This window comes from Vibrio sp. bablab_jr001 (assembly GCF_016464285.1).
In the GTDB taxonomy this organism is placed as follows: domain Bacteria; phylum Pseudomonadota; class Gammaproteobacteria; order Enterobacterales; family Vibrionaceae; genus Vibrio; species Vibrio fluvialis.
The window spans coordinates 284,507-299,727 of record NZ_JACDWZ010000102.1 but is presented as its reverse complement, the minus strand read 5'-3'; the positions used below and the strand labels follow the sequence as shown (position 1 = coordinate 299,727).

Annotated in this window: 14 protein-coding genes; 13 read left to right on the top strand and 1 reads right to left on the bottom strand. The window is 54.7% G+C overall.

From position 1 onward, the window contains the following. The first annotated feature begins 2 nt into the window (after positions 1–2). On the top strand, positions 3–605 hold the full coding sequence (locus JIG40_RS19465) for a DJ-1/PfpI family protein (RefSeq protein ID WP_020329780.1): 603 nt from the start codon (positions 3–5) through the stop codon (positions 603–605). Positions 606–634: 29 nt separating this feature from the next. Here JIG40_RS19465 and JIG40_RS19460 read toward each other — a convergent pair whose 3' ends face one another. After that, positions 635–1,618, bottom strand: coding sequence for a LysR family transcriptional regulator (locus tag JIG40_RS19460; RefSeq protein ID WP_199465896.1), 984 nt, complete (start codon positions 1,616–1,618; stop codon positions 635–637). A 233-nt stretch (positions 1,619–1,851) separates the two neighbouring features. Between JIG40_RS19460 and JIG40_RS19455 the strand changes: the two genes are divergently transcribed. The 12 genes from JIG40_RS19455 (at position 1,852) to astE (ending at position 15,140) form a co-directional block, all read left to right on the top strand. After that, a complete protein-coding gene (locus tag JIG40_RS19455) occupies positions 1,852–2,625 on the top strand; it encodes a transporter substrate-binding domain-containing protein (protein WP_020329782.1) in 774 nt (257 codons plus the stop codon). Between the two features lie 61 nt (positions 2,626–2,686). Further along, on the top strand, positions 2,687–3,403 hold the full coding sequence (locus JIG40_RS19450) for an ABC transporter permease subunit (RefSeq protein WP_044364586.1): 717 nt from the start codon (positions 2,687–2,689) through the stop codon (positions 3,401–3,403). A gap of 10 nt (positions 3,404–3,413) precedes the next feature. Then, positions 3,414–4,133 carry an ABC transporter permease gene (locus tag JIG40_RS19445; protein WP_199465895.1) on the top strand — a complete coding sequence of 240 codons (720 nt, stop codon included), beginning with the start codon at positions 3,414–3,416 and terminating at the stop codon, positions 4,131–4,133. Between the two features lie 83 nt (positions 4,134–4,216). Then, on the top strand, positions 4,217–5,239 hold the full coding sequence (dgcN, locus tag JIG40_RS19440; RefSeq protein WP_020329785.1) for an N-acetyltransferase DgcN: 1,023 nt from the start codon (positions 4,217–4,219) through the stop codon (positions 5,237–5,239). Continuing rightward, the gene (dgcA, locus tag JIG40_RS19435; protein ID WP_199465894.1) at positions 5,232–6,218 is read left to right on the top strand and encodes an N-acetyl-D-Glu racemase DgcA; all 987 of its coding nucleotides are present in this window, start codon (positions 5,232–5,234) and stop codon (positions 6,216–6,218) included. Before dgcN ends, dgcA begins: the two co-directional genes overlap by 8 nt. Positions 6,219–6,872: 654 nt before the next feature. Continuing rightward, the gene (locus JIG40_RS19430; protein WP_199465893.1) at positions 6,873–7,859 is read left to right on the top strand and encodes a helix-turn-helix domain-containing protein; all 987 of its coding nucleotides are present in this window, start codon (positions 6,873–6,875) and stop codon (positions 7,857–7,859) included. 133 nt (positions 7,860–7,992) lie between these two features. Continuing rightward, positions 7,993–9,207, top strand: coding sequence for a bifunctional succinylornithine transaminase/acetylornithine transaminase (locus tag JIG40_RS19425; protein ID WP_024374915.1), 1,215 nt, complete (start codon positions 7,993–7,995; stop codon positions 9,205–9,207). Between the two features lie 3 nt (positions 9,208–9,210). Then, positions 9,211–10,224, top strand: a complete 1,014-nt coding sequence (locus JIG40_RS19420) for an arginine N-succinyltransferase (RefSeq protein WP_020329789.1) — start codon at positions 9,211–9,213, stop codon at positions 10,222–10,224. Positions 10,225–10,262: 38 nt separating this feature from the next. Then, a complete protein-coding gene (gene astA / locus JIG40_RS19415) occupies positions 10,263–11,306 on the top strand; it encodes an arginine N-succinyltransferase (protein WP_020329790.1) in 1,044 nt (347 codons plus the stop codon). Continuing rightward, positions 11,293–12,765 carry a succinylglutamate-semialdehyde dehydrogenase gene (gene astD, locus JIG40_RS19410; RefSeq protein WP_199465892.1) on the top strand — a complete coding sequence of 491 codons (1,473 nt, stop codon included), beginning with the start codon at positions 11,293–11,295 and terminating at the stop codon, positions 12,763–12,765. The genes astA and astD overlap by 14 nt, the downstream gene beginning before the upstream one ends. A gap of 23 nt (positions 12,766–12,788) precedes the next feature. Further along, on the top strand, positions 12,789–14,138 hold the full coding sequence (gene astB / locus JIG40_RS19405; protein ID WP_199465891.1) for an N-succinylarginine dihydrolase: 1,350 nt from the start codon (positions 12,789–12,791) through the stop codon (positions 14,136–14,138). A 9-nt stretch (positions 14,139–14,147) separates the two neighbouring features. Further along, the gene (gene astE, locus JIG40_RS19400) at positions 14,148–15,140 is read left to right on the top strand and encodes a succinylglutamate desuccinylase (protein ID WP_172571489.1); all 993 of its coding nucleotides are present in this window, start codon (positions 14,148–14,150) and stop codon (positions 15,138–15,140) included. Positions 15,141–15,221 lie beyond the last annotated feature (81 nt).

Sequence of the window (15,221 nt, the reverse complement as noted above, 5' to 3'; positions counted from 1 at the left end):
TCATGCAAGTCGCGATACTGACGTTTGAAGGATTCAATGAGCTCGACTCGTTCATTGCTGCGGGCATTTTAAACCGGATGAAAGGCGACGGGTGGAACGTGCAAATCACCTCGCCAACGGCGCAGGTGACCTCGATGAATGGCGTCACCATTGATGCGCAGCAGCCACTGGAATTTGCCAATCAGGCCGATGTGGTGCTGTTTGGCAGTGGCATTCTGACCCGGGATATTGCAAGCGATGAGGCAATCTTGTCACGTCTGGCACTCAATCCGGCCAAGCAGCTCATTGGTGCGCAGTGTTCGGGCGCGCTGCTGCTGGCAAAATTGGGCTTGCTGACAAACTTGCCAGCCTGCACCGATTTAACCACCAAACCTTGGGTGATCGAGGCGGGCGTTGAGGTCCTCAATCAACCCTTTTTTGCCCAAGGGTCGATTGCGACCGCTGGCGGCTGCTTAGCGTCACAATATCTCGCCGCGTGGGCCATTGCCACATTGGCCGGCACGCAGGCCGCAAGCGAGGCGATGTTTTACGTTGCGCCCGTCGGTGAAAAGGAGCAGACCGTGCAACACGCGATGTCGGTGATTTTGCCCTTTATCGACGCATAATTTCGCGATATCCACGCAGTATTCAATGGTTAGTCACTCAATGGCTGGTGATGCGCGCTCTGAATCGCACTGAGCGTGCTGCGTACCAGCGCTTGGGTTTGCTGTTTCAGCAGACGCACAAAATGCACTTCGATATCACTCAGCGAAACGGTTTCCGGCGTCACCAGATACATTTCGGTCACAGGCAGCGACTCATACGGCGGTAGCGGCCATAACAACCCTTGCGCCACATACGGCTTGGCGCTTTCCACCGTCAGCGCGCCAAAACCAAGTCCTGCCATAATCATGCGGCGAACTTCCTCTAAATTCGAGGATACGGCAACTAATTTACCCCAAAACTGCTGTTGATCGCGAAAGTGGGCAATCGCGTCCAAGCCTTCGCCGGGTTGGTCACTTTCAAACGAGATATAGGGCAGGCCTTTGATTTCGTCCAAAGTCAGGTCATCGCGCCCAAAGCAGGGATGGGTACGACCACAGTAAAAACCCATCTGCTCATAGCCGAGAAAATCACAACGAATCCCGGTTTTGGCGATTTTTTTGTTGCTGAGGCCAATATGCAGCAGGCCGTCGGCCACATGGCTGACAATGTCGGCGCTCGGGTGCGTGTTGACGTTGAAAATGACGTTGGGAAACAGCGCATGGTATTGGGCGAGGGTGGCGTCAAACGCCGGACATTGCAGATGGCTGGCAATCTCAATATTCAGCTCGCCCTGAATATTATCCGTTTGGTCGACAAACTGATCCGCCATGTTGCCGATGATTCGTCCCACCGACGAGGCGTATTCATACACCCTCATGCCGTGCAGCGTCAGGGCGAACACGCCTTTCTTACGCAGGATTAGCCGCTTGTCTACATGCTCTTCCAGACGCTTCAACGCATTGCTGACACTGGGCTGGCTGAGTGACAACTTACGTGCTGCTGCACTGATGCCGCCTTCATTCACGATCGTGAGAAAGGTATAGAGCAGGTTCCAGTCGAGATTGCGCAGCAGGCGATCTTTGGCATTGAGCATGATGTGGCTTCCTTGGCGAATTATCCATAGCGATAAACTATGTATATCATACTTATTCATCATTATGGATTTTATCCAACTTTCAACATACTCATTAGTGAGCTTGCATCGTTTGCGGTTTTGAAAGGAAGCGGTCTTCACGGCAAACGACAGTCTGGAATGAAATCATTCACCCAAACGACCGGGCGTATCATGAGTCGTACGGGCATAACAAAAGTAGAAGGGAATCCATGATGACAAAAGGAAAACTATGGGGCGCATTACTTGCAACCTCAGTGGCATTCGCGGCGTCAGCCAGCGCAGAAACGATTAAAATTGGCACCGAAGGCGCGTACCCTCCGTTCAATTACTACACCGCTGATGGTCAGTTGGCTGGGTTTGATATTGAAATTGGTAAGGCGCTGTGCAGCGAAATGAAAGTGGAATGTGAATTTGTCGCTCAGGATTGGGACGGCATTATTCCGGCGCTGCTCGCGGGTAAGTACGATATGATTCTCGCCTCGATGTTCATTACCGAAGCACGTAAGCAGCAGGTCTCGTTCAGCGCGCCGTATCAGGCTTCTGCAATGACCTTTGTGGTTGATAAAAACTCAGGCATCAAAGATGTGTCGCCGAAAGCGATGAAAGGCTTAATCATCGGCGCGCAAAGCTCTACGACGCAGGCGGAATATCTGCTGGCCAACTATCCGGAATCGGATGTGCGCCTTTATCCGACTCAGGACGCGGTGAACCTCGATTTGGCCAGTGGCCGGATTGATGCTCAGGCGGGCGACATCATGCCAATGACCGATTGGCTGAACTCAGACGACGGTGCGTGTTGCCACAAAGCGGGCGATCTGATTACCGACAGCAAATACGTGGGCGACGGCGTGGGCATTGCGCTGCGCAAAGAAGATGATGCCCTGCGTCAGCGCGTAAATCAGGCGCTCGCTAACATCATCAAAGATGGCACCTATCAGAAAATCAACGACGAGTTTTTCAAGATTAACCTGCTGACGCTGAAATAAGTCAGCCGACGGGTGGCGGCGAGCGTCGCCACTTGGATGGAATCACGAAGAGAGCGACGCGATGGATTATCTGATGTATCTGAGTCTGGGTGACAGTGGCTGGGGCGACGAACTGCTCAAAGGGCTGGCGATTACGCTCGGGTTAGCGCTGTGTGCGTTACCGGTGGGGATGGTGCTTGGCACGGGTGTCGCCGCACTGTCGATCAGCAAGCATAAAGGCCACCGCTGGTTTGCCACCGTGTACACCACGGTGCTGCGCGGCCTGCCGGAACTGCTGACGCTGTTCATCATTTACCACGGCGTCGGTCTGCTGATTAATAAAACCCTAAAATGGCTTGACCCGAGCAACGGCTTTTTTGAACTCAACCCGTTTGGTGCGGGCGTGATTGCGCTGGGCTTGGTCTTCAGTGGCTACGCGGCGGAAGTGCTGCGTGGCGCGTGGAAAGCCATGGATAAAGGCCAGCGCGAAGCGGGCTATTCACTGGCGATGGGCCGCGGGCAGATTTTCTGGCTGATTGAGCGCCCGCAACTGCTGCGCTTGGCACTGCCCGGATTGGGTAACCTCTGGATCAACCTGCTCAAAGACACCGCGCTGGTGTCGGTGATTGCGCTGGATGATTTGATGCGCGCGGCGAATATCGCGGTAGGCGCAACCAAGAAACCGTTCCTGTTTTATCTCACCGTGTGCCTGGCGTACTGGGCCGTGTGCGTCTGTTGCGAGCGGGTACTGGCAGCAATGGAAGTGCGTTCCAAACGCGGCATTCGCGTGAGTCGATAAGGAGACAGCCATGACCGAATTTATCGCTAAAGTCGCGCCGATGTTGCTGGATGGCGCATGGATGACACTCAAAATCACCTTTATCTCAGTGTCACTGGCGGCGTTGCTGGCGTTGCCGATGTCGCTGCTGCGTATTCAGCGTACGCGCGTTTATCGCTGGCCGGTACAGTGGTTCATCTCGTTCTTTCGCGGCACGCCGCTGATTGCGCAGCTGTTTCTGCTCTATTACGGCTCCGGGCAATTTCGTCCGTGGCTGATGGAGATGGGGCTGTGGCACTTTTTCCGCGACCCGTTTAACTGCGCACTGCTGGCGTTCACGTTCAACTCGCTGGCTTATCAGACGGAAATTCTGCGCGGCGCGATTCAGTCGGTCGACGCCGGCGAAATTGAAGCGGCCAAGTCGATGGGCATGAACAACAGCCTGCTGTATCGCCACATTGTGCTGCCGTTGGCGTATCGGATTGCGTTTCCGGCACTGGGCAATGAATGCATCTTAATGCTCAAAGGCGGCGCGGTGGCCAGCGTGATCACCGTGATGGATTTAATGGGCCAAACACGGCGCGCTTTTTCTCAAACTTTTGATATTTCAACGTACTTTTTGGCGGCAGGGCTATACCTCATCATTGCGACGGTGTTTGTGATGGCCTGGCGTCAGGCAGAGCGTTACCTCTATCGACACCAGATTCAGCGAACACCGGAAGCAAACCCCGTGACCGCTGCTGCGACCTGATTTTTCCACGCTAACCACAACCTGATGGCACCGGGAGTTACGGCTCTTGTGGGCTCGTTTGACTGTAAAAAAGGATCAACACAATGAACAAGATTGAATTGAAAACCCCTTACTTAGTGTTTCTGGGCGATGCCAATGACCTGCTGATGGCGAAAGTGGCGAAAGGTGTGGCGCATTGGCGCCCGGAAAAATGCCTGGCGCAATTTCGTCTGCCGGGTGCCAAAGCCGATTTGGGCTTAGCGGAAATGTCACCGCGTGAAGCGGCGGCGTGCGGCGCCAAAACCTTCATTCTTGGTCTGGCGCCGGTGGGCGGCACTTTGCCGATGGCGTGGTTGGATATTCTGATTGACGCGATGGAAGCGGGCATGGATATCGCCAGCGGTCTGCACATGCGCCTTAACGATATTCCTGAGCTGGTGGCGGCGGCTGAGCGCACCGGGCAAAAACTGATTGATGTGCGTGTTCCACAAGGGCCGATGGTGTGTGGTACCGGGTTACCACGTGTGGGTAAACGTCTGCTGAGTGTCGGCACCGATTGCTGTGTTGGCAAGATGTTCACCACGCTGGCGATTCATCGTGAACTGGAAAAACGTGGCGTGGCCGCGACGTTTCGCGCGACCGGTCAAACCGGCATTCTGATTGAAGGCAGCGGTGTCCCGGTCGATGCCGTGGTCTCTGATTTTATCTCCGGCATGGTGGAAAACCTGTCGCCAGACAACGCACCTGAGCACTGGGACATTATTGAAGGCCAGGGCTCGTTGCTGCATCCGGCTTACGCGGGCGTGAGTTTAGGTCTGCTGCATGGCGCGCAGGCGGATGTGATCATTGTGTGCCACGAAGCGGGCCGCACGCAGATGGACGAAATGCCGGGCTTTAGCGTGCCTGATCTGCAAACCACCATCGACATCAACCTGACCATGGGCCGTGTGACGAACCCGAATATTCGCTTAGGTGGCATTGCGCTGAACACGGTCAATCTGACTCAGGAAGAGGCGCTGGCTGAAATCGCCCGCGTTGAGAAGCAGTTTGGTGTACCCGTGGTTGATCCAGTGCGCACGGGCGTGGCGAAGATCGTCGATGGCCTGACTGAGGTGTGTTATGCGTAAGATGAGCGTACGCGTCGAGCAATGGCCGCTGCACGAACCGTTCGTCATTTCTCGCATGGCGCCGATGCTGCATGGCGAAGTTGTGGTGGTGGAAATTGAGCAGGATGGCTGTGTGGGGCGCGGCGAATGCGAGCGCATGGACATTTTTGAGCCCGATTATCCATTCGATGTGCTGGCGGATGTGCAATCAGCGGTGGCGGTGGTTGAAGGTGGCATCAGCCGTGATGAACTGCGCGATCTGCTGCCTTCCGGCGCACCGCGCAACGCCATTGACTGCGCGCTGTTTGAACTTGAAGCCAAGTTACAGCAGCAGCCCGCTTGGCAGATGGCCGGATTTGACGCCGCACCGCACCCCGTGACGACCGTCTTTACCTTGTCACTCGACAGCGCGGAGAACATGGGCCGCGCCGCTACGGCGCAGAAGCATCGACCGATTCTCAAACTCAAACTGGGCCGCAGCGGTGATATAGAACGTGTGCGTGCAGTGCGCGCCGCCGCACCCGATACGCGCTTGGTGATTGATGCGAACACGGGCTGGAGCTTTGCCCAGTTGTGCGACTATCTGCCTGAGCTGGCAAAACTGGGGGTGGAAATGGTCGAGCAGCCGCTGGCGTTTGAAGAAGAGCATCTGCTGGAAACCATTACGCCGATTCTGCCGATCACCGCTGATGAATCGTGCATTGATCGCACCTCACTGGCGGCGCTCAAAGGACGTTATCAGGCAGTGAACATCAAGCTGGATAAAACCGGCGGCATGACGGAAGCGCTGGCACTGCTCAAAGAGGCGCAGGCGATGGGCTTTGAGGTGATGGTCGGTTGCATGATTGGGACGTCACTGGCGATGGCTCCGGCACTTCTGCTGGCGCAGCAAGCACGCTGGGTGGATATCGACGGGCCTTTATTGCTGTCAGAAGATCGCTCTCCCTCGCTTCACTACCGTGACAGTGTGGTGGAACCGAGCGAAGGCGTGTGGGGCTGAGACGGATTTCCTTCCACTGTGTGATTGTTTGTTGTTCCTCTTTAGCCATGGCATTCGCCATGGCTTTTTGTTTCTACGGATGAATTTCCGCCGTGACGTCGCTTCTTGAATCTATCTCCATTCGGATTGAGGTGTTATTTAGAGTTAATATTTAGTTTGATGTTTTATTCAAAATAATTAAATAAAAATCTGAATTTAAATTAATAAAATTGCTTCATTGATGAGCAAGCTGAAAATAATCTTTTCATTGTGTTTGTTTTTTCGATTTATTCTATAAATAAGTTTTATAAAACAATTGGTTAATTAAATTTATTTGAAATAAATCCAAAGAAGTATGTTTCGATTTTGTTTAATATGTTGATATTTTATTGTGTTTAAATTTACTATGTGACGAGCCCTGTGGGTATTTATTATGGGCAGAATGGAATATAAAAATTCATTTTATTTGTTTTATTTGCATGAGTTTTCATGATGAAGAAATAAAGCTGATTAATTATTCGCTTTTTCTTGGTCGCGCCGACTCCGGCCGAGCTCATGCAAATAGGCGCGAAAGGAATTTCGGTGTGTTGCCCCGTCCAGGCCGAGCAAGCAGATTGCTGCGGTGAGTGAAGGTGAATGGTCAACCGAAATGGGTGCGCAAGGCCGCCACTCAACATGGAACACAGTAATCACGATATGACCTCATCTTCTTCGCCTCACAGAATCGGACTCTATGTCCCTCAACCTTGCTCACTGCTCACCCTGGGTGCGGTCACTGAGTCGCTGGCCTGCATCAACCAGATTCTGGACGAAGAAAAATACACGCTCTTTTACATCGCCGAACAAACCGATAAGCCAGTGACGATGACTGCAGGGCTGACGCTTCATGCCGAACAGGCCATCAGCGACGCGCTCGATTGCCAACTGTTGATTGTACTGGCAAGCCATGCGCCACAAGCGGCGTTGAGCGATGACGTCAAACGAGCGCTGGCGGAGTATGCCGCCCAAGGTGATTCACACCTGTTGGCGCTGGATAACGGCGGCTTGTGGCTGCTGGAGAGTGGCATCGGGCTGGACGCGACGTGGGCGTGGCATGGTCACACGTTGGATGCGGCGACGCAGCGTTATCCGCAACTGGCGCTCAGTCACGAACTTTATGTGCTCGGTGAACGCCTCAGCAGCGGCTGCGGTCAGGCGGCCGCTCTCGATTGCCTGCTGGCCTATCTCAGCCGTTTTGAAAGCGAAGAGACGATTCAAACGTTGGCAGATGCATTGTGTCTCGAACGGGTCAGACCGGGCAGTGATAAGCAGCGCGTCACTAGCGGCGCAGAGATGCAACCGAGGCTGCAACAGGCGCTCGCGCTGATGGAGAGCAACCTCGAAGAGCCGCTGTCGAGCGATGAACTGGCAGAGTTGGTGCACATTTCCCGTCGCCAGTTAGAACGCTTGTTTAAGCGTTACCTCGATACCATGCCGGCGCGCTACTACTTGCAGTTGCGGCTGAAAAAAGCGCGTCATCTGCTGCAAACCACCAACCAATCGGTGGTGCAGATTGGCCTGATGTGCGGTTTTTCCAGCGGGCCTCATTTTTCGTCGGCCTATAAGGCGCACTACGACATGACGCCGAGGGATGAGCGGGCAAAACGCTTCAAAACGTTTTAAAGCAGTCCGTTTAATAAACCAGTCCGTTTAAACTGGTGTGAAAATCTATAAGTTTTGGTCGGAAATCCGAACGAATTCTGGCAACCGATTGAGTAATCTGGTGGCAATGGAAAAACACAACGAGGCACACAACATGACGCTCACGCCAAACAGAACCGATTTCGACCAATACATGATCCCAATGTTTTCTCCTGCACCGTTTATTCCGGTTCGCGGTGAAGGCTCGACCGTTTACGACCAGCAAGGCAAACAATACATCGATTTCGCTGGCGGCATTGCGGTGAACGCACTGGGTCATGCGAGCCCGCTGCTGAAAGCGGTTCTGACCGAGCAAGCGGACAAGTTGTGGCATCTCGGCAATGGCTACACCAACGAGCCTGTGCTGGCGCTGGCTCGCACGCTGGTGGAAAGCACTTTCGCAGACAAAGTGTTCTTTTGTAACTCGGGTGCGGAAGCGAACGAAGCGGCGCTGAAACTGGCCCGCAAGTACGCGCTGGATAAACACGGCAGCGATAAGAACGAGATTGTCGCCTTTCGTAATGCGTTCCACGGCCGCACGCTGTTTACCGTGACCGCGGGTGGTCAGCCAAAATACTCACAAGATTTCGCGCCGCTGCCCGGCGGGATTCACCACGTTGATTTCAACGACCTGGATGCGGCGAAACAGGTGATCGGCCCACAAACGTGTGCGGTCATCGTTGAACCCATGCAAGGCGAAGGCGGTGTCGTTCCGGCAACGCCTGAGTTTCTGCAAGGCCTGCGCGCGCTGTGTGATGAGCACGATGCGGTGCTGATTTTCGATGAAGTACAAACGGGCGTTGGCCGCACCGGACACCTGTATGCGTACATGCACTATGGCGTGGCGCCGGATGTGCTTTCAACGGCCAAAGCACTGGGTGGCGGTTTCCCGATTGGCGGTATTCTGACCACCGATAAATTTGCCCCGGCGCTGTCGGTTGGCACGCACGGCACGACCTACGGCGGTAACCCGCTGGCTGCGGCTGTTGCTGGTGCCGTGCTGAGCGAGATTAATCAGGACGCGTTCCTGCAAGCGGTCAAAGCCAAGCAGGATCACTTTGTTACGCGTCTGGAAAGTATCAATGCCAAGCTTGGCGTGTTCAAGCAAGTGCGTGGCCTCGGTCTGTTGATCGGCTGCGAGCTGACTGCTGAGCACGCGGGGCAGGCGAAAACCATCAGCAACATGGCGGCTGAGCATGGCCTGATGACGCTGATTGCCGGCCCGAACGTGGTTCGTTTTGCGCCGGCACTGAATATCACAACCAACGAAATCGATACCGGTCTGGATCGATTGGAACAGGCACTGGAAGCCTTTACGCATAAGGAATAAATCATGATTTTATTGCGTCCTGCAAACCTGGGTGATCTTAACGAGATCGAGCGTCTGGCACACGAAAGTGGGCCGATGGTGTGCACCTTGCCCGCCATGCGTGATCACCTGATGAAAAAAGTGGAACGTTCGGTTTCCGCCTTTGAGCAGGACGTCATTTGTCCGGGAGAAGAGTCTTACTTCTTTGTGTTGGAAGAGACACACACCGGACGCCTTTTGGGCACGGGAGCGATCAACGCACTGGCGGGCTACCGCGAACCGTTTTACGCGTTTCGCAATGACATTCTGATCCACTCATCACGAGCGTTGAATGTTCACAGCCGCATCCATGCGCTGACGCTGAATCACGATCTGAGTGATCACTCCCAATTGTGCTCGTTTTATGTGGTTCCCTCACTCAAAGCGACCACCTACCCCTCACTGATTACCCTCGGCCGCCTGCTCTATATGAGCGCGTTTCCGATTCGTTTTGCCAGTGAGTGGATGGCGGTTCTGCCGGGTATTGCAGACAAGAACGGTCGAGCCCCGTTCTGGGAGCATGTCGGCAGAAAATTCTTCGGTATGGATTACAACCAAGTCGAGTACTACAACGGCACACGCGACAAAACCTTTGTTGCTGAGCTGATGCCACACCACCCGCTGTATGTGCCTCTGATTGATGAGGAAGCGCAAGCGGTGATGGGGCAGGTTCACCCGGATGCGGAATTGCAGTGCCAGCTGCTGAGCGACGAAGGGTTTGAGCCGGATAAATACGTCGAGATCTTCGATGCAGGTCCAATCCTGACCGCACCGCGCAATACGTTGTCGGTGTGGCATGGCATGCAGCGCGGCAAAATTGCAGCGCAACCACTTGGTGGAGAAGGCATGCCGTTTTTGGTCGGCTTTGAAGGTCCGCACGGCTTCAGCGCTATGATTGCTGAAGGCACGTTGTCAGGGAACCAGTTGAGTGTAGATAAAGGAATGATGGAAGAAGCGGGGCTGCAATCTGGCCAGCCGGTGTGGATCGTCTCGCTGTAACACTTTCATCTTCAACAATAGAACAAGGAATCAGGACTATGATGGTAATTCGCCCGGTAACGAGGGATGACAAACAGGCGCTGCTGAAGCTGGCGACCAAAACCGGGGTAGGATTTACGTCTCTGCCAAACAACGAAGCGCGTCTGACCGATCGTATCGAACGTATGATTGCAACTTGGGAAGGTGACGCGCCACTGCACGATCAGGGTTACCTGTTTGTGCTGGAAGAAACCGAAACTGGTGAAGTGGTTGGGATCAGCGGCGTGGAAGTCGCGATTGGCCTGACGGAAGCCTGGTACGATTTTCGTGTCGGCACACTGGTTCATGCCTCCAAAGAACTGAACGTGTACACTCAGATGCCAACACTGTTTCTGAGTAACGACCACACAGGCTACAGCGAACTGTGTACGCTGTTCCTTGACCCGGATTACCGCCAGGGTAAGAACGGTCACCTGCTGTCAAAATCGCGCATGCTGTTTATGGCGACGTTCCAGGACAAATTTGCCGACAAGCTGATCGCTGAAATGCGCGGCGTGTCGGATGAAAACGGCCACTCGCCATTCTGGGAAAGTCTGGGCCGCCATTTCTTTGCGATTGATTTCAGCGAAGCGGATTACCTGACGGGGATCGGCCAGAAAGCCTTCATTGCTGAGCTGATGCCAAAGCACCCACTGTACGTCGATTTCCTGACTGACGAAGCCAAAGCCGTGATCGCCGAAGTGCATGAAAACACGCTGCCAGCCCGTAAGATTCTGGAAGGTGAAGGCATGCGTTACGAAGGCTACATCGACATCTTTGATGCGGGCCCGACGCTGGAAGCGTACACCCGAGATCTGCGCATCGTGCGTGATTTCGAAACCCGTAAAGTCGTGATTGCTGAGCACATCGAAGAAACCGAGACCACCTTACTGATCGGTAACGAAAGCTACCAGAACTACCGCGCGCTGATTGGCAATCAGCCATGCACCGAGACGGAAATTGTGCTGTCGGCAGAGCAGGCGAAAGCGCTGTTGGTGAGCGATGGCGATCACGTGCGCATTGCGCCGCTGTTTGCCAAGGAGAAACGTCATGACCTCGCATGATCTGTTGATTAACGGCGAATGGTTGCAAGGCCAAGGCGCTGCATTGTCGAAATACAACCCGGGCGATCTGCAAACCATCTGGTCTGGCAATGCGGCCAGCGATGCGCAGGTGGATCAAGCGGTCCAAGCGGCCCGTGACGCGTTCCCAAGTTGGGCGCGCATGGAGCTTGAAGCGCGTATCGAGATTCTGAACCGTTTTGTTGCCAACCTGAATGAATCGCGCGATCGCCTGGCGGACGTGATTGCTCAGGAAACTGGTAAGCCAAAATGGGAAGCGCTGACGGAAGTGCAGGCGATGATGAACAAAGTGCAGATCTCCGTGCAGGCTTATCACGAACGCAGCGGGCAGAAAGTGACGGCAATGGCCGAAGGTCAGGCCGTGCTGCGTCACCGTCCTCACGGCGTGCTGGCGGTGTTTGGTCCGTATAACTTCCCGGGCCACCTGCCAAACGGTCACATTGTGCCCGCGCTGCTTGCGGGTAACTGCGTGGTGTTTAAACCGAGTGAGCTGACGCCGTGGACGGCGCAAATCACGCTGGAAATCTGGCAGCAGTCGGGTCTGCCGGCTGGCGTACTGAACCTGGTTCAGGGCGCAAAAGAGACCGGGATTGCCCTCTCTTCGCATCAGGATATCGATGGTCTGCTGTTCACCGGCTCAGCCAATACCGGTTATCTGCTGCATCGTCAGCTTTCCGGCCAGCCGGAGAAGATTCTGGCGCTGGAAATGGGTGGCAACAACGCGCTGATCGTCGATGAATACGACAACCTGGATGCCGCAGTGAACATCGTGGTGCAATCGGCCTTCATCAGTGCCGGACAACGTTGCACCTGTTCACGTCGTTTGCTGGTGCGCTCTGGCGCGCAGGGTGATGCACTGATTCGTCGCCTGATTGAGGTGACGCGTGATCTTCGTATCGGTCAGTGGAACGACGATCCGGCGCCATTCATGGGCCCGGTGATTTCAACTGCAGCGGCAGAGCAACTGCTGGCTGCGCAGGACAAACTGATCGGCCTTGGTGCTGAGCCGTTGCTGCGTATGGCAAAGCTCAATGATCACAGCGCCATGCTGTCTCCGGGCATTCTTGAGGTGTCGTCGGTCAGCGAGCTGCCAGATGACGAATATTTTGGTCCGCTGCTGAGCATCATTCGCTATGACAGCTATGAGCAAGCCATCAAACTGGCGAACCGTACCCGTTTCGGTCTGGCGACCGGCCTGATTTCGCCACAACGTGAAAAATACGAACAACTGCTGATTGAAGCGCGTGCTGGTATTGTGAACTGGAACAAACCGTTGACCGGCGCTTCCAGCAACGCGCCATTTGGTGGCACCGGCGCATCCGGTAACCACCGCCCGAGTGCGTACTACGCAGCGGATTACTGTTCCTGGCCGATGGCTTCACTGGAACATGAACACCTGACCCTGCCAGAAAAACATTTACCCGGCCTACAATTTAACTAAAAGGCGAGAAGGAGTATTACCCTATGTCAGTGAAACAAGCTTATGAAGTGAACTTCGATGGTCTCGTCGGTTTAACGCACAACTATGCTGGTCTGTCGTTTGGCAACGTGGCCTCGACCTCCAACAAAAATGCAGTCGCGAACCCGAAAGTGGCGGCGCTGCAAGGTCTGCAAAAGATGAAAACCCTGTCCGACATGGGGTTCAAACAAGGCGTACTGCCACCACAAGAACGTCCATGCGTGCACACGCTGCGCAAACTGGGCTTTTCTGGCACCGATGCCGAAGTGATTGCGCAGGCCGCGAAGAAAGCGCCGCAACTGCTGGCGAACGTGAGCTCGGCCTCCTCAATGTGGGTAGCAAACGCGGCGACGGTGTCACCGTCGGCCGACACGGCGGATCGCAAAGTGCACTTTACCGTGGCGAACCTGAACAACAAGTTCCACCGCTCGATTGAAGACATCACCACTGGCAATGCGCTGCAGGCGATTTTTGCCGATACGAACCACTTTGCGCACCACGCGGCGCTGCCTCAGCAAGCCCTGATGGGCGACGAAGGCGCTGCGAACCACAACCGTCTGTGCCGCAGCTACGGTGAGCAAGGTGTGGAAGTGTTTGTTTATGGTCGTCAGGCGTTTGGTGGTCAGGTTGAACCACAGAAATTCCCGGCGCGTCAGACCCGTGAAGCGAGTGAAGCGGTGGCGCGTCTGCATCAACTGGATGAATCGCAAACCGTGTTCCTGCAACAGAATCCGGATGTGATCGACAAAGGTGTGTTCCACAACGACGTGATCGCGGTGAGCAACGGTCCGGTGCTGTTCCACCATCAGGAAGCGTTTATTCATCAAGCGCAAGTGTTTGACGAAATTCGTCACAAATTGGGCCGTTTTGACTGTGAATTCACCCCAATTGAAGTGCCGTCAGCGAAAGTGTCGGTGGAAGATGCGGTCGGTACGTACTTGTTTAACAGCCAACTGCTGACCAAAGCCGACGGTCGCATGATGATTGTGGTACCGGAAGAGTCACGCAAGAACGAGCGCGTGTGGACGTACCTCAACGAACTGGTGACCAGCGGCGGCCCGATCAACGAAGTAAAAGTGTTCGACCTGCGTGAAAGTATGTGCAACGGCGGTGGTCCTGCGTGTTTGCGTCTGCGTGTGGTCTTAAACGACGACGAATTGCGTGCGGCGAACCCCAAAGCACTGATGAACGATGGCTTGTATCTGTCTCTGACGCAGTGGGTTGAGAAACACTACCGTGACCGTCTGACGGAAGCGGATCTGGCGGACCCACAATTGCTGGTGGAAAACCGCACTGCACTGGACGAGCTGACTCAAATCATGGGTCTGGGTTCAATTTATCCGTTCCAGCGCTAAGAGGTTGCGATGATGCAATTTCTGTACGAAACATTGGCGGGGGATGCCTATTCCCCGCAGTCAGGTGAAACACCAGCGCTACATTGGCAGCGTAGCGCGCCCGGCGTGATTGAATTCACGCCGAAAGCGGCGTGCGACAAGAGCGTAGTGATCTCTGCTGGTATTCACGGCAATGAAACGGCACCGGTCGAGATTGTGGCGCAACTGGTGCAGGATTTGCTCAGTGGCGAGCGCAAACTGGCGGTACGCTTACTGGTGATTCTGGGGAATCTGCCGGCGCTGCGTAGTGGTGAACGCTACCTGGATGTGGACATGAACCGTCTGTTCAGTGGCAAGCATCATAATTATGAGCCGTGTGATGAAACCCGTCGCGCCGCGCTGATTGAAACGCTGGTGAGCGAGTTTTATCAGGCTGCGCCAGAGACGCAACGTGTACACTTTGACCTGCACACCGCGCGCAAACCGTCGTTCCATGTCCGCTTTGGTCTGATGCCATACGTCGACAGTGGCACCTATCCGGCAGCGACCATCGAATGGCTGCGCCGTGTGGGCCTCGAAGCGCTGGTGATCAACCATGCACCTGCCGCGACGTTCAGCTACTTCTCCAGCCAACAATGCGGCGCAGACAGCTGCACATTGGAACTGGGTAAAGCATTGCCGTTTGGCGAAAATGACCTCAGTCAGTTTGTCGGTATCGAGCAGGGGTTGCAGGCTCTGGTCAGCGACGAAGTCACGCCGGATAACAGCGCCGAGGCCATGCCGGTGTACAAAGTGAGTCAGGAACTGACGAAACTGTCGGAAGCGTTCAGGCTCAATTTCGCCGAAAGCGTCGAGAACTTTACCGCATTTGAACGGGGTGAACTGCTGGCGCAAGATGGTGACACGGAATACCGCGTTCATCAGGATCAGGAATGGCTGATCTTCCCGAACAGCGGTGTCCGCCCGGGCCTACGTGCTGGATTGATGCTGACCCGCACTTCGCTGGAAGAGTGGATTGCCTGATTCAAATTTCCTAACTGCTGTGAGTTTTAGCCACGTTTCGCCGTGGCTATTTTTTGTCTCTAGGCAGGAAATGAGGGGAAA